This is a genomic window from Mesorhizobium sp. M0028 (assembly GCF_040323855.1).
Taxonomy (GTDB): Bacteria; Pseudomonadota; Alphaproteobacteria; order Rhizobiales; family Rhizobiaceae; genus Mesorhizobium.
The window spans coordinates 538,833-551,784 of the sequence record NZ_JAMYVG010000001.1; the positions used below are offsets into that span (position 1 = coordinate 538,833).

Here is a 12,952-nt window from a genome sequence, read left to right on the forward strand (position 1 = left end):
CGCCGTCTAGAGCCAGTGATTGCGTCGGATGTATGCAACGCATTGTGGCGATTATGCAACAAGTGTGGCCGAGACGGAAATCTTTCGGCGATCGATCCCCTGGAAAGCGCTCGTAAGGGGTTCGTCTAGACCTGCCTGGAGGACTTGTAGACGTTGACGCCGAGTTCGCGAATCTTCTTGCGCAGCGTGTTGCGGTTGAGTCCTAGCAATTCGGCGGCCTTGATCTGGTTACCGCGCGTTGCGGTCATCGAGGCGAGGACCAGTGGATACTCGACCTCGGAGAGGATTCGCTGATAGAGGCCGGCCGGCGGCAAGTCGCCGGCAAACGAGGCAAAATAGCGCTGCAGGAAATGCTCCACCGCCTGGCCGATGGAAAGGTCGTCGGGAATGAGGTTGCCGCCACCTGGAACGACAGGCCTTTCGCCAGTCTTCAACTCCGCCTCGATGATCTCGGCGGATATCTCGTCCTGCGAATACAGTGCAGCCAGCCTGCGGATGAGGTTTTCGAGTTCGCGCACGTTGCCAGGCCATGGGTAGCGCTTCATCAGCTCGATGCCGCCGGTGGAAATGCGCTTGGTCTGCAGGCCTTCACTGGCGCCGAGCTTGAAGAAGTGCCGGACGAGGTCCGGAATGTCCTCCGATCGCTCGCGCAGCGCCGGCAGCCTGAGCGGCACAACGTTCAAGCGGTAGAACAGGTCCTCGCGGAAAAGCCCCTGATTGATCAGCGTGCGCAGGTCCTTGTTGGTGGCAGCGACGATGCGCACGTCGGTCTTGATCGGCGTGCGGCCGCCGACCGTGGTGTATTCGCCCTGCTGCAACACACGCAGAAGCCGCGTCTGCGCTTCCATCGGCATATCGCCGATCTCGTCGAGGAACAGCGTGCCGCCTTCGGCCTGCTCGAAACGGCCAGTGGAGCGGCTCTGTGCGCCGGTAAAGGCGCCCTTCTCGTGCCCGAATAGTTCCGATTCGATCAGGTCGCGCGGGATCGCCGCCATGTTGATGGCGACGAAAGGACCGCCTCGGCGGCGGCCATATTCATGCAGCGCGCGCGCCACCAGTTCCTTGCCGGTACCCGATTCGCCTGAGATCATCACCGTCAGGTCGGTCTGCATCATCCGCGCCAGCATGCGGTAGATGTCCTGCATGGCCGCCGAGCGGCCGACCAGCGGCATCGTTTCAGGCGGCTCGTCGGCACGCGTATCGATCTTGGGCCGCCGCGGCTCGGAAAGCGCCCGATTGACGATGTTGAGCAGCTCCGTCAGGTCGAACGGTTTTGGCAGATATTCATAGGCTCCGGTTTCGGAGGCCCGGATCGCCGTCATGAACGTGTTCTGCGCACTCATGACGATGACCGGCAGTTCCGGTCGCGCCTTCTTGATGCGCGGCAGCATGTCGAAGGCGTTCTCGTCAGGCATGACAACGTCGGTGATGACCAGATCCCCCTCGCCCGCGGCCACCCAGCGCCACAGCGTCGAGGCATTGGAGGTGACGCGCACGTCGTGACCGACGCGCGAAAGCGCCTGGTTGAGGACAGTGCGGATGGCCGCATCGTCGTCGGCGACGAGAATATTGCCGCGAATGGTCATTTGCGGTCTCCTTCACCGTCGTCGTCGGCAAACTGGGTTTCTTTCCACGCCGGCATCAGGATGCGGAAGGTGGTCCCGCGCGGCGTCGATTCGCATTCAATGATGCCGCCATGCTCGCCGACGATCTTTGCGACCAGCGCCAGACCGAGACCGGAGCCGTTCGGCTTGGTGGTGATGAAGGGATCGAACAGGATCGGCAGGATATCCTCGGAGACACCCGAACCGTTGTCGCGCACGCAGAATTCCAATGGCAGCGACACCCGGTCCTGCGTTCCAGGCACGGAAACACGGATGCCCGGGCGGAAGGCAGTCGACAGCGTGATCTCGCCCTGCGGATCGCTGCCGATCGCCTCGGCGGCATTTTTTACCAGATTGAGGAACACCTGGATGAGCTGGTCGCGATTGGCAAAAACCGGAGGCAATGATGGATCATAGTCCTCTAATATCTTGATCCGCTTGGCAAAACCATTCTTGGCGATTGCTTTGACATGGTCGAGCACGACATGGATGTTGACGGGGTAGCGGTCGATCGGCCGCTCGTCCGAAAACACCTCCATGCGGTCGACCAGCGAGACAATGCGGTCGGTCTCGTCGGTGATCAAACGCGTCAGCGCGCGATCCTCATCGGACGCCGACAGTTCTAGCAGCTGCGCGGCGCCACGAATGCCGGACAGCGGGTTCTTGATCTCATGGGCAAGCATCGCGGCAAGGCCGGTGACCGAGCGCGCCGCACCGCGATGCGTCATCTGCCGGTCGATCTTGTCGGCCATTGAGCGTTCCTGGAACATCACCACGACGGAGCCTGGAAATTCCGTCACCGGCGCGACGTAGAGATCGACCACCTTCTCGATGCCGAGACGCGGCGACGACACGTCCACCCGGTATTCGTTCACCGGCGCACGGCGCTCGCGCACCTGGTCGACAAGCGTCAGCAGCGGACTGCCGAAAGGAATGAGCTTGTGCAGCGTGTTGCGGGCGAGCATCGTGGCGCTCGAGCGGAAAAAATCCTCGGCATCGGCATTGGCGAAGGTGATGAAGCCTTGCGGATCGACCATGATCACCGGCCGACGAATTGTGTTGAGCACAATATGCGCGGCGTCCGCCATGTCCGTGCTCTGTGTGACGGTGGCGTTCATGCCACACTCCGCAGATTCGGCGCTTCGGGAGCGCTTGAAAACATGTCGCGCAGCAAGGCAATGACCCGCCCAGGCTCGAAAGACGTGAGGATGGCCTTGCGCCAGTCATCGCTTGTGACGGCATGGCGGTCGAGATACCAGCCGAGATGCTTGCGCGCCTGGCGCAATCCGCTTTCGGCGCCATAGAGCGTCAGCATGTCTTCGTAATGGGCAATGACGTAGTCGGTCAGCGCTTGCGGGCTGTCCGGCATGCCGGATACTGGCTCGGCCAGCGCGGCCGCTACAATGCTGCCGGCAGTCCACGGCGCGCCATAGTGCGCACGGCCGATCATCACCGCGTCGGCGCCGGACTGGTCGAGGATCAAGGCTGCCTCTGCCGGCGAGCCGACATCGCCATTGGCAACCACAGGGATGGAGACGGCCTGCTTGACGCGTGCGATGGCACGCCAGTCGGCCGTGCCCTGATAGAACTGGCAACGTGTGCGGCCGTGCACCGTCACCATCCTGACGCCGGCCTGCTCGGCGCGTCGCGCCAGCATCGGCGCGTTGAGCGCGCTCTCGTCCCAGCCAAGCCGCATCTTAACCGTGACCGGCACGTCGACCGCGCCGACTACCGCTTCGATCAGCGACAGCGCGTGGTCGAGGTCTCGCATCAGTGCCGAACCGGCATAGCCGCCCGTCACCTTCTTGGCCGGACAGCCCATGTTGATGTCGATGATGTCGGCGCCTTCGCCGGCTGCGATTCGTGCGCCCTCGGCCATGTGCACCGCCTCGCGGCCGGCAAGCTGGACCATGTGGACAGGCAGCCCGGAATGACGGATGCGCAGGCCCGAGCCAGCCCTGCCCTTTGCAAGCTCACCGCTCGCCACCATTTCGGATACAACCAGCCCGGCGCCATGCGCATGGGCGCGCTGCCGGAACGGTTCGTCGGTAATGCCCGACATCGGCGCGAGAAACACGCGGTTGCGGATTCTCACGCCACCCACCTCCAGCGGCGAAGCCAATTTGGTCACATCAGGCATGCACAAAAACCAAGCACCTTCGATTGCTGCACATTCTCTAGCCAGAACGACGGCAATGTGCAACGCGCAATGTCGTGACATTAAGGCGCATTTGGGAAAAATATGGATCGCCGGACGGCATCAATCCTAGGTCTTGTGAAAGCGATACCACTTTTCAGGATCATGCGCTAAGCGTCTCGGCATGAGACATGTCAGCGAAAAGCCAGCTGCCGACGACAAGGTCGCCGTGGTCATCGTTGCTGCCGGGCGCGGCGCGCGCGCGGGGCAGGCCAATGGGCCGAAGCAGTACCAGCAGATTGGCGGCGGCGCCGTTATCGCACGCACGCTCGACGCCTTTCTGACGCATCCGAAAATTGGACCTGTCGTCGTTGCTATCCATGCCGAAGACGGCGCGCTTTTCCGCCGCGCCGCCGGCGCGAACGCCGACCGTGTCGTCGCTGTGATCGGCGGTACGTCACGGCAGGAGTCCGTCCGGCTTGGACTGCTGGCGTTGAGAAGCCATGCGCCGGGCCGGGTCCTGATCCATGATGCGGCTCGGCCGTTTGTCGATGCGGAACTGATAGATCGCACGATCGCCGCCATTGAAGAGCGCCAGGGAGCGCTGCCTGCTTTGCCCGTTGCCGATACGCTGAAGCGCGAAACGGCCGAAGGCATGAGCGGCGAAACAGTGTCCAGGGCCGGGCTCCATGCCGCACAGACACCACAAGGCTTTCCGTTCTGGCCGATCCTGGCCGCGCACGAAAAGGCTCATCAATTGGGCAAGGCGGATTTCACCGACGATGCGGCAATCGCCGAATGGGCGCATATTCCGGTGAAGATCGTTCCCGGCTCGCCGGACAATGTCAAACTGACCTGGGCACGGGATATTGCGATGGCGGATCAGCGGCTTTCCAGCGCCTCACGTTTTCCGGACATCCGAACCGGCAACGGCTACGACGTCCATGCCTTCGAGCCCGGCGACCATGTCACCCTGTGCGGTGTCGCTATTCCGCACGACAGGAAATTGTCCGGCCATTCGGATGCCGATGTCGGCCTGCATGCGTTGACCGACGCGCTGCTCGCCACCTGCGGCGCCGGTGACATCGGCACGCATTTCCCGCCCTCCGACCCGCAGTGGAAAGGGGCCGCTTCACGCATCTTCGTCGAACACGCAGCGAAGCTGGTGCGCGAGCGCGGCGGGCGCATCGCCAACGCCGACATCACATTGGTTTGCGAGGCGCCGCGCGTCGGCCCGCATCGCGAGGCCATGACCGAAACGCTTTCCGCAATGTTGCGAATTTCGCGCGACCGCATCTCGATCAAGGCGACAACCAATGAGAAGCTCGGCTTCGTCGGCCGTGAGGAAGGCATAGCGGCCATCGCGACCGCCAGCGTTGTGTTTCCAGGGGATGTCCCCGAATGAGCAATAGCGATCTCGCAGATGCCCTGCTTCAGGCCTGCCAGCAGCGCGGCATCATGCTGGCGACGGCGGAGAGCTGCACCGGCGGCATGATCATCGCCACGCTGACCGACATTGCCGGCTCTTCCACTGTGGTCGATCGCGGCTTCATCACCTATTCCAACCAGGCCAAGACCGAGATGCTCGGCGTCTCGGCCGCTACACTCGAGGCGAACGGGGCGGTCTCGCGCGAGACTGCGGTGGAGATGGCGGCCGGCGCCTTGGCCCATTCGCCCGCCGGGCTTGCGCTCGCGGTGACCGGCATCGCCGGTCCGGGCGGTGGCTCAGCGGAAAAACCTGTCGGCCTGGTCTGGTTCGGCGTTGCCGTGGCTGGCCGGCCGGTGGTCAGCGAATGCCAGCTGTTCGCCGACAAGGGCCGTGATTTCATCCGCCGGGAAACGGTCCGGCATGCGCTTGAACTGGGTCTGCGCGCGCTCGCTGCGGATCAGGCCGCCGATGGCGTGCCGTAGATGATTTCGGCGCGTTTCTCGAACGCCTCGGAGAACATGCGGAAGGCGCGGTCGAACATGGTTCCCATGAGCGCACCCAAAATGCGGCTCTTGAACTCATAGTCGATAAAGAAGCAGACGTTGCAACCACCGCCGTCCGCCGGGTCGAAGCGCCAGACATTGCTCAGATATTTGAACGGGCCGTCGATATATTTGACGTCGATGGCGTTCTCGTCAGGCTTCAGCAGCACCTGCGTGGTGAAAGTCTCGCGGATCGCCTTGTAGCCAATGCTCATGTCGGCGATGAGCAGCGTGCGTCCGTCGCGTTCCTTGCGCGAACGAACCGTAAGTGCCTCGCAAAGCGGCAGGAATTGCGGATAGGATTCGATATCCGCGACCAGAGCGAACATCTGTTCAGGCGTATGCGCGACGCGGCGATGGGCTTCGAATTGTGGCATGAAACCAGTTTGTTAGGCGGACTTCCTGAGAAACGCTTCGCGCGCCGCGCGCAACCTGGCGAAATCGTCGCCGGCATGGTGCGACGAGCGCGTCAGCGGGCTCGACGCCACCAGCAGGAAGCCCTTGGTCCGGCCGATCGTCTCGAAAGACTTGAACTCCTCCGGTGTGACAAAGCGGATCACCGGATGGTGCTTCTTCGACGGCTGAAGATATTGGCCGATGGTCATGAAGTCGACATTGGCCGAACGCAGATCGTCCATCAGTTGCAGGATTTCGTTCCGCTCCTCGCCAAGGCCAACCATGATGCCGGACTTGGTGAAGATCGAGGGGTCGAGTTCCTTGACTCGCTGCAAGAGCCTGATCGAGTGGAAATAGCGCGCACCCGGCCGAACCGTCAGATAGTTCGACGGCACGGTCTCGAGATTATGGTTGAAAACGTCGGGCTTGGCCGCCACGACGATCTCCAGTGCGCCGTCCTTGCGCAGGAAGTCGGGCGTCAGGATTTCGATCGTCGTCAGAGGCGTTGCCGCCCGGATGGCGCGGATGACCTCGGCAAAGTGCTGAGCTCCGCCATCGGCGAGATCGTCGCGGTCGACTGAGGTGATGACGACATGGCTTAGGCCCATTTGCTTGACGGCGTGTGCGACGCGCGCCGGCTCGTCGGGATCGAGTGCGGTCGGTATACCGGTAGCCACGTTGCAGAACGCGCAGGCGCGCGTGCAGATCTCGCCCATGATCATGAAGGTGGCGTGCTTCTTTTCCCAGCACTCGCCGATGTTGGGGCAACCGGCCTCTTCGCACACCGTCACCAGCTTATGCGACTTCACGATCTCGCGCGTCTCGGCATAGCCTTTCGACATCGGCGCCTTGACGCGGATCCAGTCGGGCTTGCGCAGCACATCCTGGTCGGGCTTGTGCGCCTTTTCGGGATGCCGCAGGCGCGGCGCATTGGCGATCGTGTCGAGGACGGTGACCATATGAAATCCGGTTCATTCGCGATCGCCTGTCCGACGTTCGCTTTCCCAAGTCATCTAGGACTTTTCGCTGCAAAGAAAAAGGCCGCGGCGGCGCATGCCGCCACAGCCGTTTTCGCATGGCATGAGTTCAGCAATTAACGGCGCACCATGCGTCCTACCCAGATCAGCAGGCAGGCACCAATGAAACCGGTGATCAGATAGGCGATCCAGCCGGCGCCGAAGGCGCCGATGTTGAGCGCCTGCAGGATGGCATTCAGTACGATCGCGCCGACGATGCCAAGAATGATGTTCATCAAGATGCCGGTGTTGCTCTTCATGAACATCTCGGCAAACCAGCCTGCCAAACCGCCGATGATGATGGCTGCTACCCAGCCCACGCCGTTCACGTCCATATGCCCTCTCCTGTGGTGATGAATGCATCCGGAAACGAATTACCTTGCCGTCGAGTTCCTTGACATACATGTGTGAGTCTCGCGCAGCCAATTTATCATGCGTTCAGCGCACGGCCATAGGCGTCGAGAACACTCTCCTTCATCATCTCCGACAGCGTCGGGTGCGGGAAGATTGTGTGCATCAGCTCTTCCTCGGTGGTTTCCAGGTTCATAGCCACGACGAAGCCCTGGATCAGTTCGGTTACTTCTGCGCCAACCATGTGGGCACCCAGCAACTGGCCGGTCTTCTTGTCGAAAATGGTCTTGACGAAGCCTTGGTCTTCGCCCAGCGCAATCGCCTTGCCGTTTGCGGCGAACTGGAAGCGGCCGACGCGGATGTCCTTGCCATCGGCTTTCGCTTTGGCTTCCGTCAGTCCGACCGAGGCGACTTGCGGATTGCAATAGGTGCAGCCCGGGATCTTCAGCTTGTCGATGGCATGCACGCCGGCGAAATTGGCAATCTTTTCCACACACACCACGCCCTCATGCTCGGCCTTGTGGGCGAGCATCGGCGGTCCGGCGACATCGCCGATGGCATAGATGCCGGGCACGTTGGTCTTGCCGTAGCCGTCGACGACGATGCAACCGCGTTCGGTCTTCACGCCGAGCGCCTCGAGGCCGAGATTTTCGATATTGCCCTGTACCCCGACGGCTGAAATCATGCGGTCGGCGGTGATCTTCTCGACCTTGCCGTCCTTCATCTCGACATGCGCGGTGACCGAATTGGCGCCCTTCTCGACCTTGGTCACCTTGGCATCGAGGATGATCTTCATGCCCTGCTTCTCGAACTGCTTTTGCGCAAACTTCGACACTTCGGCGTCCTCGACCGGCATCACAGCCGGCAGCAGTTCAACCACCGTCACCTCTGCGCCCATAGTGCGGTAAAACGAGGCGAACTCGATGCCGATGGCGCCCGAGCCCATCACCAGCAGCGACTTCGGCATCTCTTTCGGCACCATCGCCTCGAAATAGGTCCAGATCAACTTGCCGTCCGGCTCGATGCCAGGCAATGCGCGCGGCCTGGCTCCGGTCGCCAGGATGATGTGCTTGGCGGTGTAGGTGCCCTCGCCTTTGACGCCCTTGGGCGCCGGCGGCTGCGGCTCCATCGGCTTCTTCGACGATTTCGACACGACGATCTCGCCGGGTTTCGTCAGTTTGGCTTCGCCCCAGATGACGTCGACCTTGTTCTTCTTCATCAGGAAGCCGACGCCGCCGTTGAGCCGCAGCGAGACCTTTCGCGAGCGATCGACGACGGCGGCGGTGTCGACGCTGACCTTGCCGTCGATCTTCAGGCCGTAATCCTTCAGATGATCCGAATAGTGCATGATCTCGGCCGAGCGCAGCAGCGCTTTGGTCGGAATGCAGCCCCAGTTGAGGCAGATGCCGCCCAAGTGCTCGCGCTCGACAATCGCCGTCTTGAAGCCAAGCTGCGCCGAACGCACTGCAGTGACATAGCCGCCGGGGCCGGAGCCGATGATGATAACGTCGTAGTTCTCAGCCACGGCTTTTCTCCTTCACAATTCCAGCATGACGCGCACGAGCGGCGTCAGCGCTTGCCCGATGCTCCGCGTGTTTTCCGCGTCAAGGTGGACGCCGTCCAGCGGCGTCGTTTCGGCCACCGTGCCCGCATTGAAGAAGCCGCAGCCGGCCTCGTCGGCAAGGGCGGAATATTGCGGCGCCAGCCGCTTTGACGCGTCATCTCCGCCGGCGAACATTTCTTTGAACTCGGCGTTTTCCGTGCGGCTGACTACGGGCGGCGCGACGATCAGGATCTGCGGCGCCGGCCAATCGAACGGGTAATCATGACCGCGCACAATATCGATCAGGCGTTGCACGCCTTGTTTGGCCGCGACCGGATTGCCGTGAATCCACGGCTTCATATCGTTGGCGCCGAGCATGATGACGATCAAATCGATCGGCGCATGAGTCGTCAGGATCGTTGGCAACAGCCTTGCGCCATTGCGGTCCGCTCCGGCCAAGTGATCGTCGAAGGCGGTGGTTCGGCCATTCAGGCCTTCGGCGATGACCTCGACGCCGCTGCCCAATGCCGCCTGCAGCACGCTCGGCCAGCGATCTTCCAGCGGATGTCGGCCGAGGTTTGCCGCGTCATAGCCCCAAGTAAGCGAATCGCCGTAGCAGAGGACCGTCTTCATGTGCCTGCCCCGCCGAAACCTGGTTGCGAGCGCGCCAATCGCCAGCGCACGAAAAGCCACTGGACCAGCACCGTAGCGATGCCCGGCAGGACGAGACCCGCGACTATGGGAAGATCGCCCGACCATTGGCTCTTGCCTGGGGGCTGGGAGAAAGTCCAGCCGATCAGGGAAACTCCAACGAGCACAAAAAACGCTACCCCTATGGTCGCCGTCAGCTTTGTTGCCCGTCGTGGGTCCGACATGAATTGTGCGATGAAGAACGCGACCGTCACGAGGACGGTGACGAGAGCCGAGATCATAAACACAAGGATGTACTCTACGTCGGCATTGGTTGCGACGGCGAGCCACTGCGCCACCAATCCGCCGGCCAAACCGGAAAGAAAGAAGGCAAAAAGGCTGGTGAAGAATTTCCGCACCGCCCTGTTCCCTTCTCTTAGACCAGCATGCCCATCGGGTTTTCGACCATGCGTTTGAAGGCGACGAGCAGCTCGGCGCCGAGCGCACCGTCGACGGCGCGGTGATCGGTCGACAACGTCACCGACATGATCGTGGCGATCTTGATCTCGCCGTTCTTGACCACCGCGCGTTGCTCTCCGGCGCCGACCGCCAGGATCGTCGCATGCGGTGGGTTGATGACGGCAGAAAAATCCTTGATGCCGAACATGCCGAGATTGGACACTGCCGTGGTGCCGCCCTGATATTCTTCCGGCTTCAGCTTGCGGCTGCGGGCGCGGCCGGCAAGATCCTTCATCTCGTTGGAGATAACGGACAGCGTCTTTTCGTCGGCACGCCGGATGATTGGCGTGATCAAGCCGCCGGGGATCGACACTGCAACACCGACATCGGCATGCTTGTGCTTGACCATGGCGTTTTCTGTCCACGACGCATTGGCATCCGGCACCGCCATCAGCGCCATGGCCAGAGCCTTGATGACCATGTCATTGACGGAAAGCTTATAGGCCGGCGTTTCCCCCTTCTCGGTCTTCTTCACCGGGGCGGCCGCATTGATCTGCGTGCGCAGGGCCAGAAGTGCGTCGAGCTCGCAGTCGAGCGTCAGATAGAAATGCGGGATGGTGGTCTTGGCCTCGACCAGCCGCCGCGCAATTGTCTTGCGCATATTGTCGTGGGGGACCAGCTCGTAGGAGCCTTCGGCAAACAGTTTGAGCACCTGCTCGTCGGACATTGGCTTGGGTGCTGCTGCCGCAGGTGCCGGAGCACCGGCGGCCGCTGCTTTTGCTGCTGGTGCCGCCTTGGCGCCGCCACTGGAAATTGCGGCCTCGACATCGGCCCTGACCACGCGACCATGCGGGCCGGAGCCCGTCACCGCCGACACATCGACACCGGCTTCCTTGGCGATGCGGCGGGCCAGCGGCGAGGCGAAGATGCGGCCGTTCGCGGATTGGCTGATCTCCCCCCGTGTGGGGGAGATGGCCGGCAGGCCAGAGGGGGGCGCCTCGCTCCCTGCGGCAGGAGGGACAGCGCCCCCCTCTGTCGACTTCGTCGACATCTCCCCCACGGGTGGGGAGATTGGCGCTTTTTCCTGCTTCGCCTCAGCCTTTGCCGGCGCAGCGCCATCACCGCTTTTGGCGGCAGAAGCAGCATCCTCGCCCTCCGCCGCCAGCACCGCGATCAGCGCATTGACCTTGACGCCTTCAGTGCCGGCCGGAACCACCAGCTTGGCAACCGTGCCTTCGTCGACGGCTTCGACTTCCATCGTTGCCTTGTCGGTCTCGATTTCGGCAATCACGTCGCCCGGCGAAACCTTGTCGCCTTCCTTGACCAACCACTTGGAAAGATTGCCCTCTTCCATCGTGGGCGACAGCGCCGGCATGGTGATGTTGATCGGCATTTTGTCCTCCCGCCCTGCTCAGCGATACGTGACGGCTTTGACCGCCTCGACGACCTCGCCGACATTGGGCAGCGCCAGCTTTTCGAGGTTCGCCGCATAGGGCATCGGCACGTCCTTGCCGGCAATGGTAATGACCGGTGCGTCGAGGAAATCGAAGGCGCGCTGTGAGACCTGATTGGCGATATGGTCGCCGACCGAGTTCTGCGGAAAGCCTTCCTCGACCACCACCAGGCGATTGGTCTTTTTGACCGAGGCGATGATCGTGTCGAAGTCGAGCGGGCGGATAGTGCGCAAGTCGATGATCTCGGCATCGATGCCCATGCCGCGCAACTCCGCCTCCGCCTTGATCGCGTAGGTCATGCCGATGCCGAACGAGACGATGGTCACGTCCTTGCCGGATTTGTGAATGCGCGCCTTGCCGATCGGCAACACGAAATCGTCCATCTTCGGCACGTCGAAGGAGTGGCCGTAAAGGATTTCGTTTTCGAGGAAGATGACCGGGTTCGGATCGCGGATCGCCGCCTTGAGCAGACCCTTGGCGTCGGCGGCGGTATAAGGCATCACCACCTTCAATCCAGGAATATGGCTGTACCAGGCGGCATAGCACTGCGAATGCTGCGCGGCGACGCGGGCAGCAGCGCCGTTCGGGCCGCGAAAGACGATCGGGGCGCCCATCTGGCCGCCGGACATGTAGAGCGTCTTGGCGGCTGAATTGATGATCTGGTCGATCGCCTGCATGGCGAAGTTGAAGGTCATGAATTCGACGATCGGCTTCAGGCCGGCCATCGCCGCGCCAACACCAACGCCGGCAAAGCCGTGCTCGGTGATCGGCGTGTCGACCACGCGTCTCGGACCGAATTCCTGCAACAGGCCTTGTGTGATCTTGTAGGCGCCCTGGTACTCGGCGACTTCCTCGCCCATGACGAAGACGTCGCCGTCGCGGCGCATTTCCTCCGCCATTGCGTCGCGCAACGCTTCACGCACCGTGGTCGAGACCATTTCGGTGCCGGCCGGGATGTCCGGATCGGCGGCAATTTCCAGCTTGGGCGCGGCGGCAACAGGTGTTGCCGCTTCGCTCTTGGCCGGAGCAGCAGCGGGGGCCGGAGCAGCCGCGGGGGCCGGAGCAGCCGCGGGCGCTGCCGCTTGCGACTCGACAGCCTCCTCGCCAATGCCTTCGCCCGCCTCGTCGATGTCTTCGCCATCGAGGGCCAGCACAGCGATCAGCGTGTTGACCTTGACGCCTTCGGTGCCGGCAGGAACCACGATCTTGGCAAGTGTGCCTTCATCGACGGCTTCGACTTCCATCGTTGCCTTGTCGGTTTCGATCTCGGCAATGGCGTCACCGGCTGCGACTTTGTCGCCTTCTTTCTTCAACCACTTGGAAACATTACCCTCTTCCATGGTCGGCGAGAGGGCGGGCATGAGAATTTCGATCGGCATGTCCTTGCCCTC

The 12,952-nt window shown here is 62.2% G+C and carries 13 protein-coding genes; 2 read left to right on the forward strand and 11 right to left on the reverse strand.

Translation table 11 applies throughout. From position 1 onward, the window contains the following. Nucleotides 1–125 precede the first annotated feature (125 nt). From ntrC to dusB, 3 genes are read right to left on the reverse strand one after another with little or no spacing between them, the layout of a single operon-like run. On the reverse strand, nt 126–1,586 hold the full coding sequence (ntrC, locus tag NKJ93_RS02720) for a nitrogen regulation protein NR(I) (RefSeq protein ID WP_023717576.1): 1,461 nt from the start codon (nt 1,584–1,586) through the stop codon (nt 126–128). Continuing rightward, the gene (locus NKJ93_RS02725) at nt 1,583–2,722 is read right to left on the reverse strand and encodes a two-component system sensor histidine kinase NtrB (protein ID WP_352587536.1); all 1,140 of its coding nucleotides are present in this window, start codon (nt 2,720–2,722) and stop codon (nt 1,583–1,585) included. The genes ntrC and NKJ93_RS02725 overlap by 4 nt, the downstream gene beginning before the upstream one ends. After that, nucleotides 2,719–3,744 carry a tRNA dihydrouridine synthase DusB gene (gene dusB, locus NKJ93_RS02730; protein ID WP_352587539.1) on the reverse strand — a complete coding sequence of 342 codons (1,026 nt, stop codon included), beginning with the start codon at nt 3,742–3,744 and terminating at the stop codon, nt 2,719–2,721. The genes NKJ93_RS02725 and dusB overlap by 4 nt, the downstream gene beginning before the upstream one ends. A 181-nt stretch (nt 3,745–3,925) precedes the next feature. Between dusB and NKJ93_RS02735 the strand changes: the two genes are divergently transcribed. Together NKJ93_RS02735 and NKJ93_RS02740 are read left to right on the forward strand one after the other, a co-directional pair. Beyond that, nucleotides 3,926–5,146 carry a bifunctional 2-C-methyl-D-erythritol 4-phosphate cytidylyltransferase/2-C-methyl-D-erythritol 2,4-cyclodiphosphate synthase gene (locus NKJ93_RS02735; protein WP_023717573.1) on the forward strand — a complete coding sequence of 407 codons (1,221 nt, stop codon included), beginning with the start codon at nt 3,926–3,928 and terminating at the stop codon, nt 5,144–5,146. Next, nucleotides 5,143–5,652 (forward strand): CinA family protein, encoded by a 510-nt coding sequence (locus NKJ93_RS02740; RefSeq protein WP_352587541.1) that lies wholly within the window; start codon nt 5,143–5,145, stop codon nt 5,650–5,652. The genes NKJ93_RS02735 and NKJ93_RS02740 overlap by 4 nt, the downstream gene beginning before the upstream one ends. Here NKJ93_RS02740 and NKJ93_RS02745 read toward each other — a convergent pair. The 8 genes from NKJ93_RS02745 to NKJ93_RS02780 all read right to left on the reverse strand — a co-directional run bounded on the left by NKJ93_RS02745 (nt 5,628) and on the right by NKJ93_RS02780 (nt 12,940). Beyond that, nucleotides 5,628–6,089 carry a type II toxin-antitoxin system RatA family toxin gene (locus tag NKJ93_RS02745; protein ID WP_023717571.1) on the reverse strand — a complete coding sequence of 154 codons (462 nt, stop codon included), beginning with the start codon at nt 6,087–6,089 and terminating at the stop codon, nt 5,628–5,630. The two genes, NKJ93_RS02740 and NKJ93_RS02745, sit on opposite strands and share 25 nt — an antisense overlap. Before the next feature lie 12 nt (nt 6,090–6,101). Continuing rightward, a complete protein-coding gene (gene lipA, locus NKJ93_RS02750; RefSeq protein ID WP_023717570.1) occupies nt 6,102–7,067 on the reverse strand; it encodes a lipoyl synthase in 966 nt (321 codons plus the stop codon). Nucleotides 7,068–7,201: 134 nt separating this feature from the next. Next, nucleotides 7,202–7,459: a GlsB/YeaQ/YmgE family stress response membrane protein gene (locus NKJ93_RS02755; RefSeq protein WP_023717568.1), complete on the reverse strand. Its 258-nt coding sequence runs from the start codon at nt 7,457–7,459 to the stop codon at nt 7,202–7,204. Nucleotides 7,460–7,554: 95 nt separating this feature from the next. Beyond that, entirely contained in the window at nt 7,555–9,000 is a 1,446-nt protein-coding gene (gene lpdA / locus NKJ93_RS02760; RefSeq protein WP_352496542.1) for a dihydrolipoyl dehydrogenase, read from the reverse strand. Between the two features lie 12 nt (nt 9,001–9,012). After that, nucleotides 9,013–9,651, reverse strand: coding sequence for an SGNH/GDSL hydrolase family protein (locus tag NKJ93_RS02765; RefSeq protein ID WP_023717566.1), 639 nt, complete (start codon nt 9,649–9,651; stop codon nt 9,013–9,015). Next, the gene (locus NKJ93_RS02770) at nt 9,648–10,067 is read right to left on the reverse strand and encodes a hypothetical protein (protein ID WP_023717565.1); all 420 of its coding nucleotides are present in this window, start codon (nt 10,065–10,067) and stop codon (nt 9,648–9,650) included. Before NKJ93_RS02770 ends, NKJ93_RS02765 begins: the two co-directional genes overlap by 4 nt. 17 nt (nt 10,068–10,084) lie before the next feature. After that, a complete protein-coding gene (locus tag NKJ93_RS02775; RefSeq protein WP_023717564.1) occupies nt 10,085–11,500 on the reverse strand; it encodes a pyruvate dehydrogenase complex dihydrolipoamide acetyltransferase in 1,416 nt (471 codons plus the stop codon). An 18-nt stretch (nt 11,501–11,518) separates the two neighbouring features. After that, on the reverse strand, nt 11,519–12,940 hold the full coding sequence (locus NKJ93_RS02780) for a pyruvate dehydrogenase complex E1 component subunit beta (RefSeq protein ID WP_352482537.1): 1,422 nt from the start codon (nt 12,938–12,940) through the stop codon (nt 11,519–11,521). Between the last annotated feature and the right edge of the window lie 12 nt (nt 12,941–12,952).

What these genes read in the sequence shown, in the direction of transcription:
- ntrC (WP_023717576.1), bottom strand. Translation starts at nt 1,586, where the DNA reads ATGACCATTCGCGGCAATATTCTCGTCGCCGACGACGATGCGGCCATC.
- NKJ93_RS02725 (WP_352587536.1), bottom strand. Translation starts at nt 2,722, where the DNA reads ATGAACGCCACCGTCACACAGAGCACGGACATGGCGGACGCCGCGCAT.
- dusB (WP_352587539.1), bottom strand. Translation starts at nt 3,744, where the DNA reads ATGCCTGATGTGACCAAATTGGCTTCGCCGCTGGAGGTGGGTGGCGTG.
- NKJ93_RS02735 (WP_023717573.1), top strand. Translation starts at nt 3,926, where the DNA reads ATGAGACATGTCAGCGAAAAGCCAGCTGCCGACGACAAGGTCGCCGTG.
- NKJ93_RS02740 (WP_352587541.1), top strand. Translation starts at nt 5,143, where the DNA reads ATGAGCAATAGCGATCTCGCAGATGCCCTGCTTCAGGCCTGCCAGCAG.
- NKJ93_RS02745 (WP_023717571.1), bottom strand. Translation starts at nt 6,089, where the DNA reads ATGCCACAATTCGAAGCCCATCGCCGCGTCGCGCATACGCCTGAACAG.
- lipA (WP_023717570.1), bottom strand. Translation starts at nt 7,067, where the DNA reads ATGGTCACCGTCCTCGACACGATCGCCAATGCGCCGCGCCTGCGGCAT.
- NKJ93_RS02755 (WP_023717568.1), bottom strand. Translation starts at nt 7,459, where the DNA reads ATGGACGTGAACGGCGTGGGCTGGGTAGCAGCCATCATCATCGGCGGT.
- NKJ93_RS02765 (WP_023717566.1), bottom strand. Translation starts at nt 9,651, where the DNA reads ATGAAGACGGTCCTCTGCTACGGCGATTCGCTTACTTGGGGCTATGAC.
- NKJ93_RS02775 (WP_023717564.1), bottom strand. Translation starts at nt 11,500, where the DNA reads ATGCCGATCAACATCACCATGCCGGCGCTGTCGCCCACGATGGAAGAG.
- NKJ93_RS02780 (WP_352482537.1), bottom strand. Translation starts at nt 12,940, where the DNA reads ATGCCGATCGAAATTCTCATGCCCGCCCTCTCGCCGACCATGGAAGAG.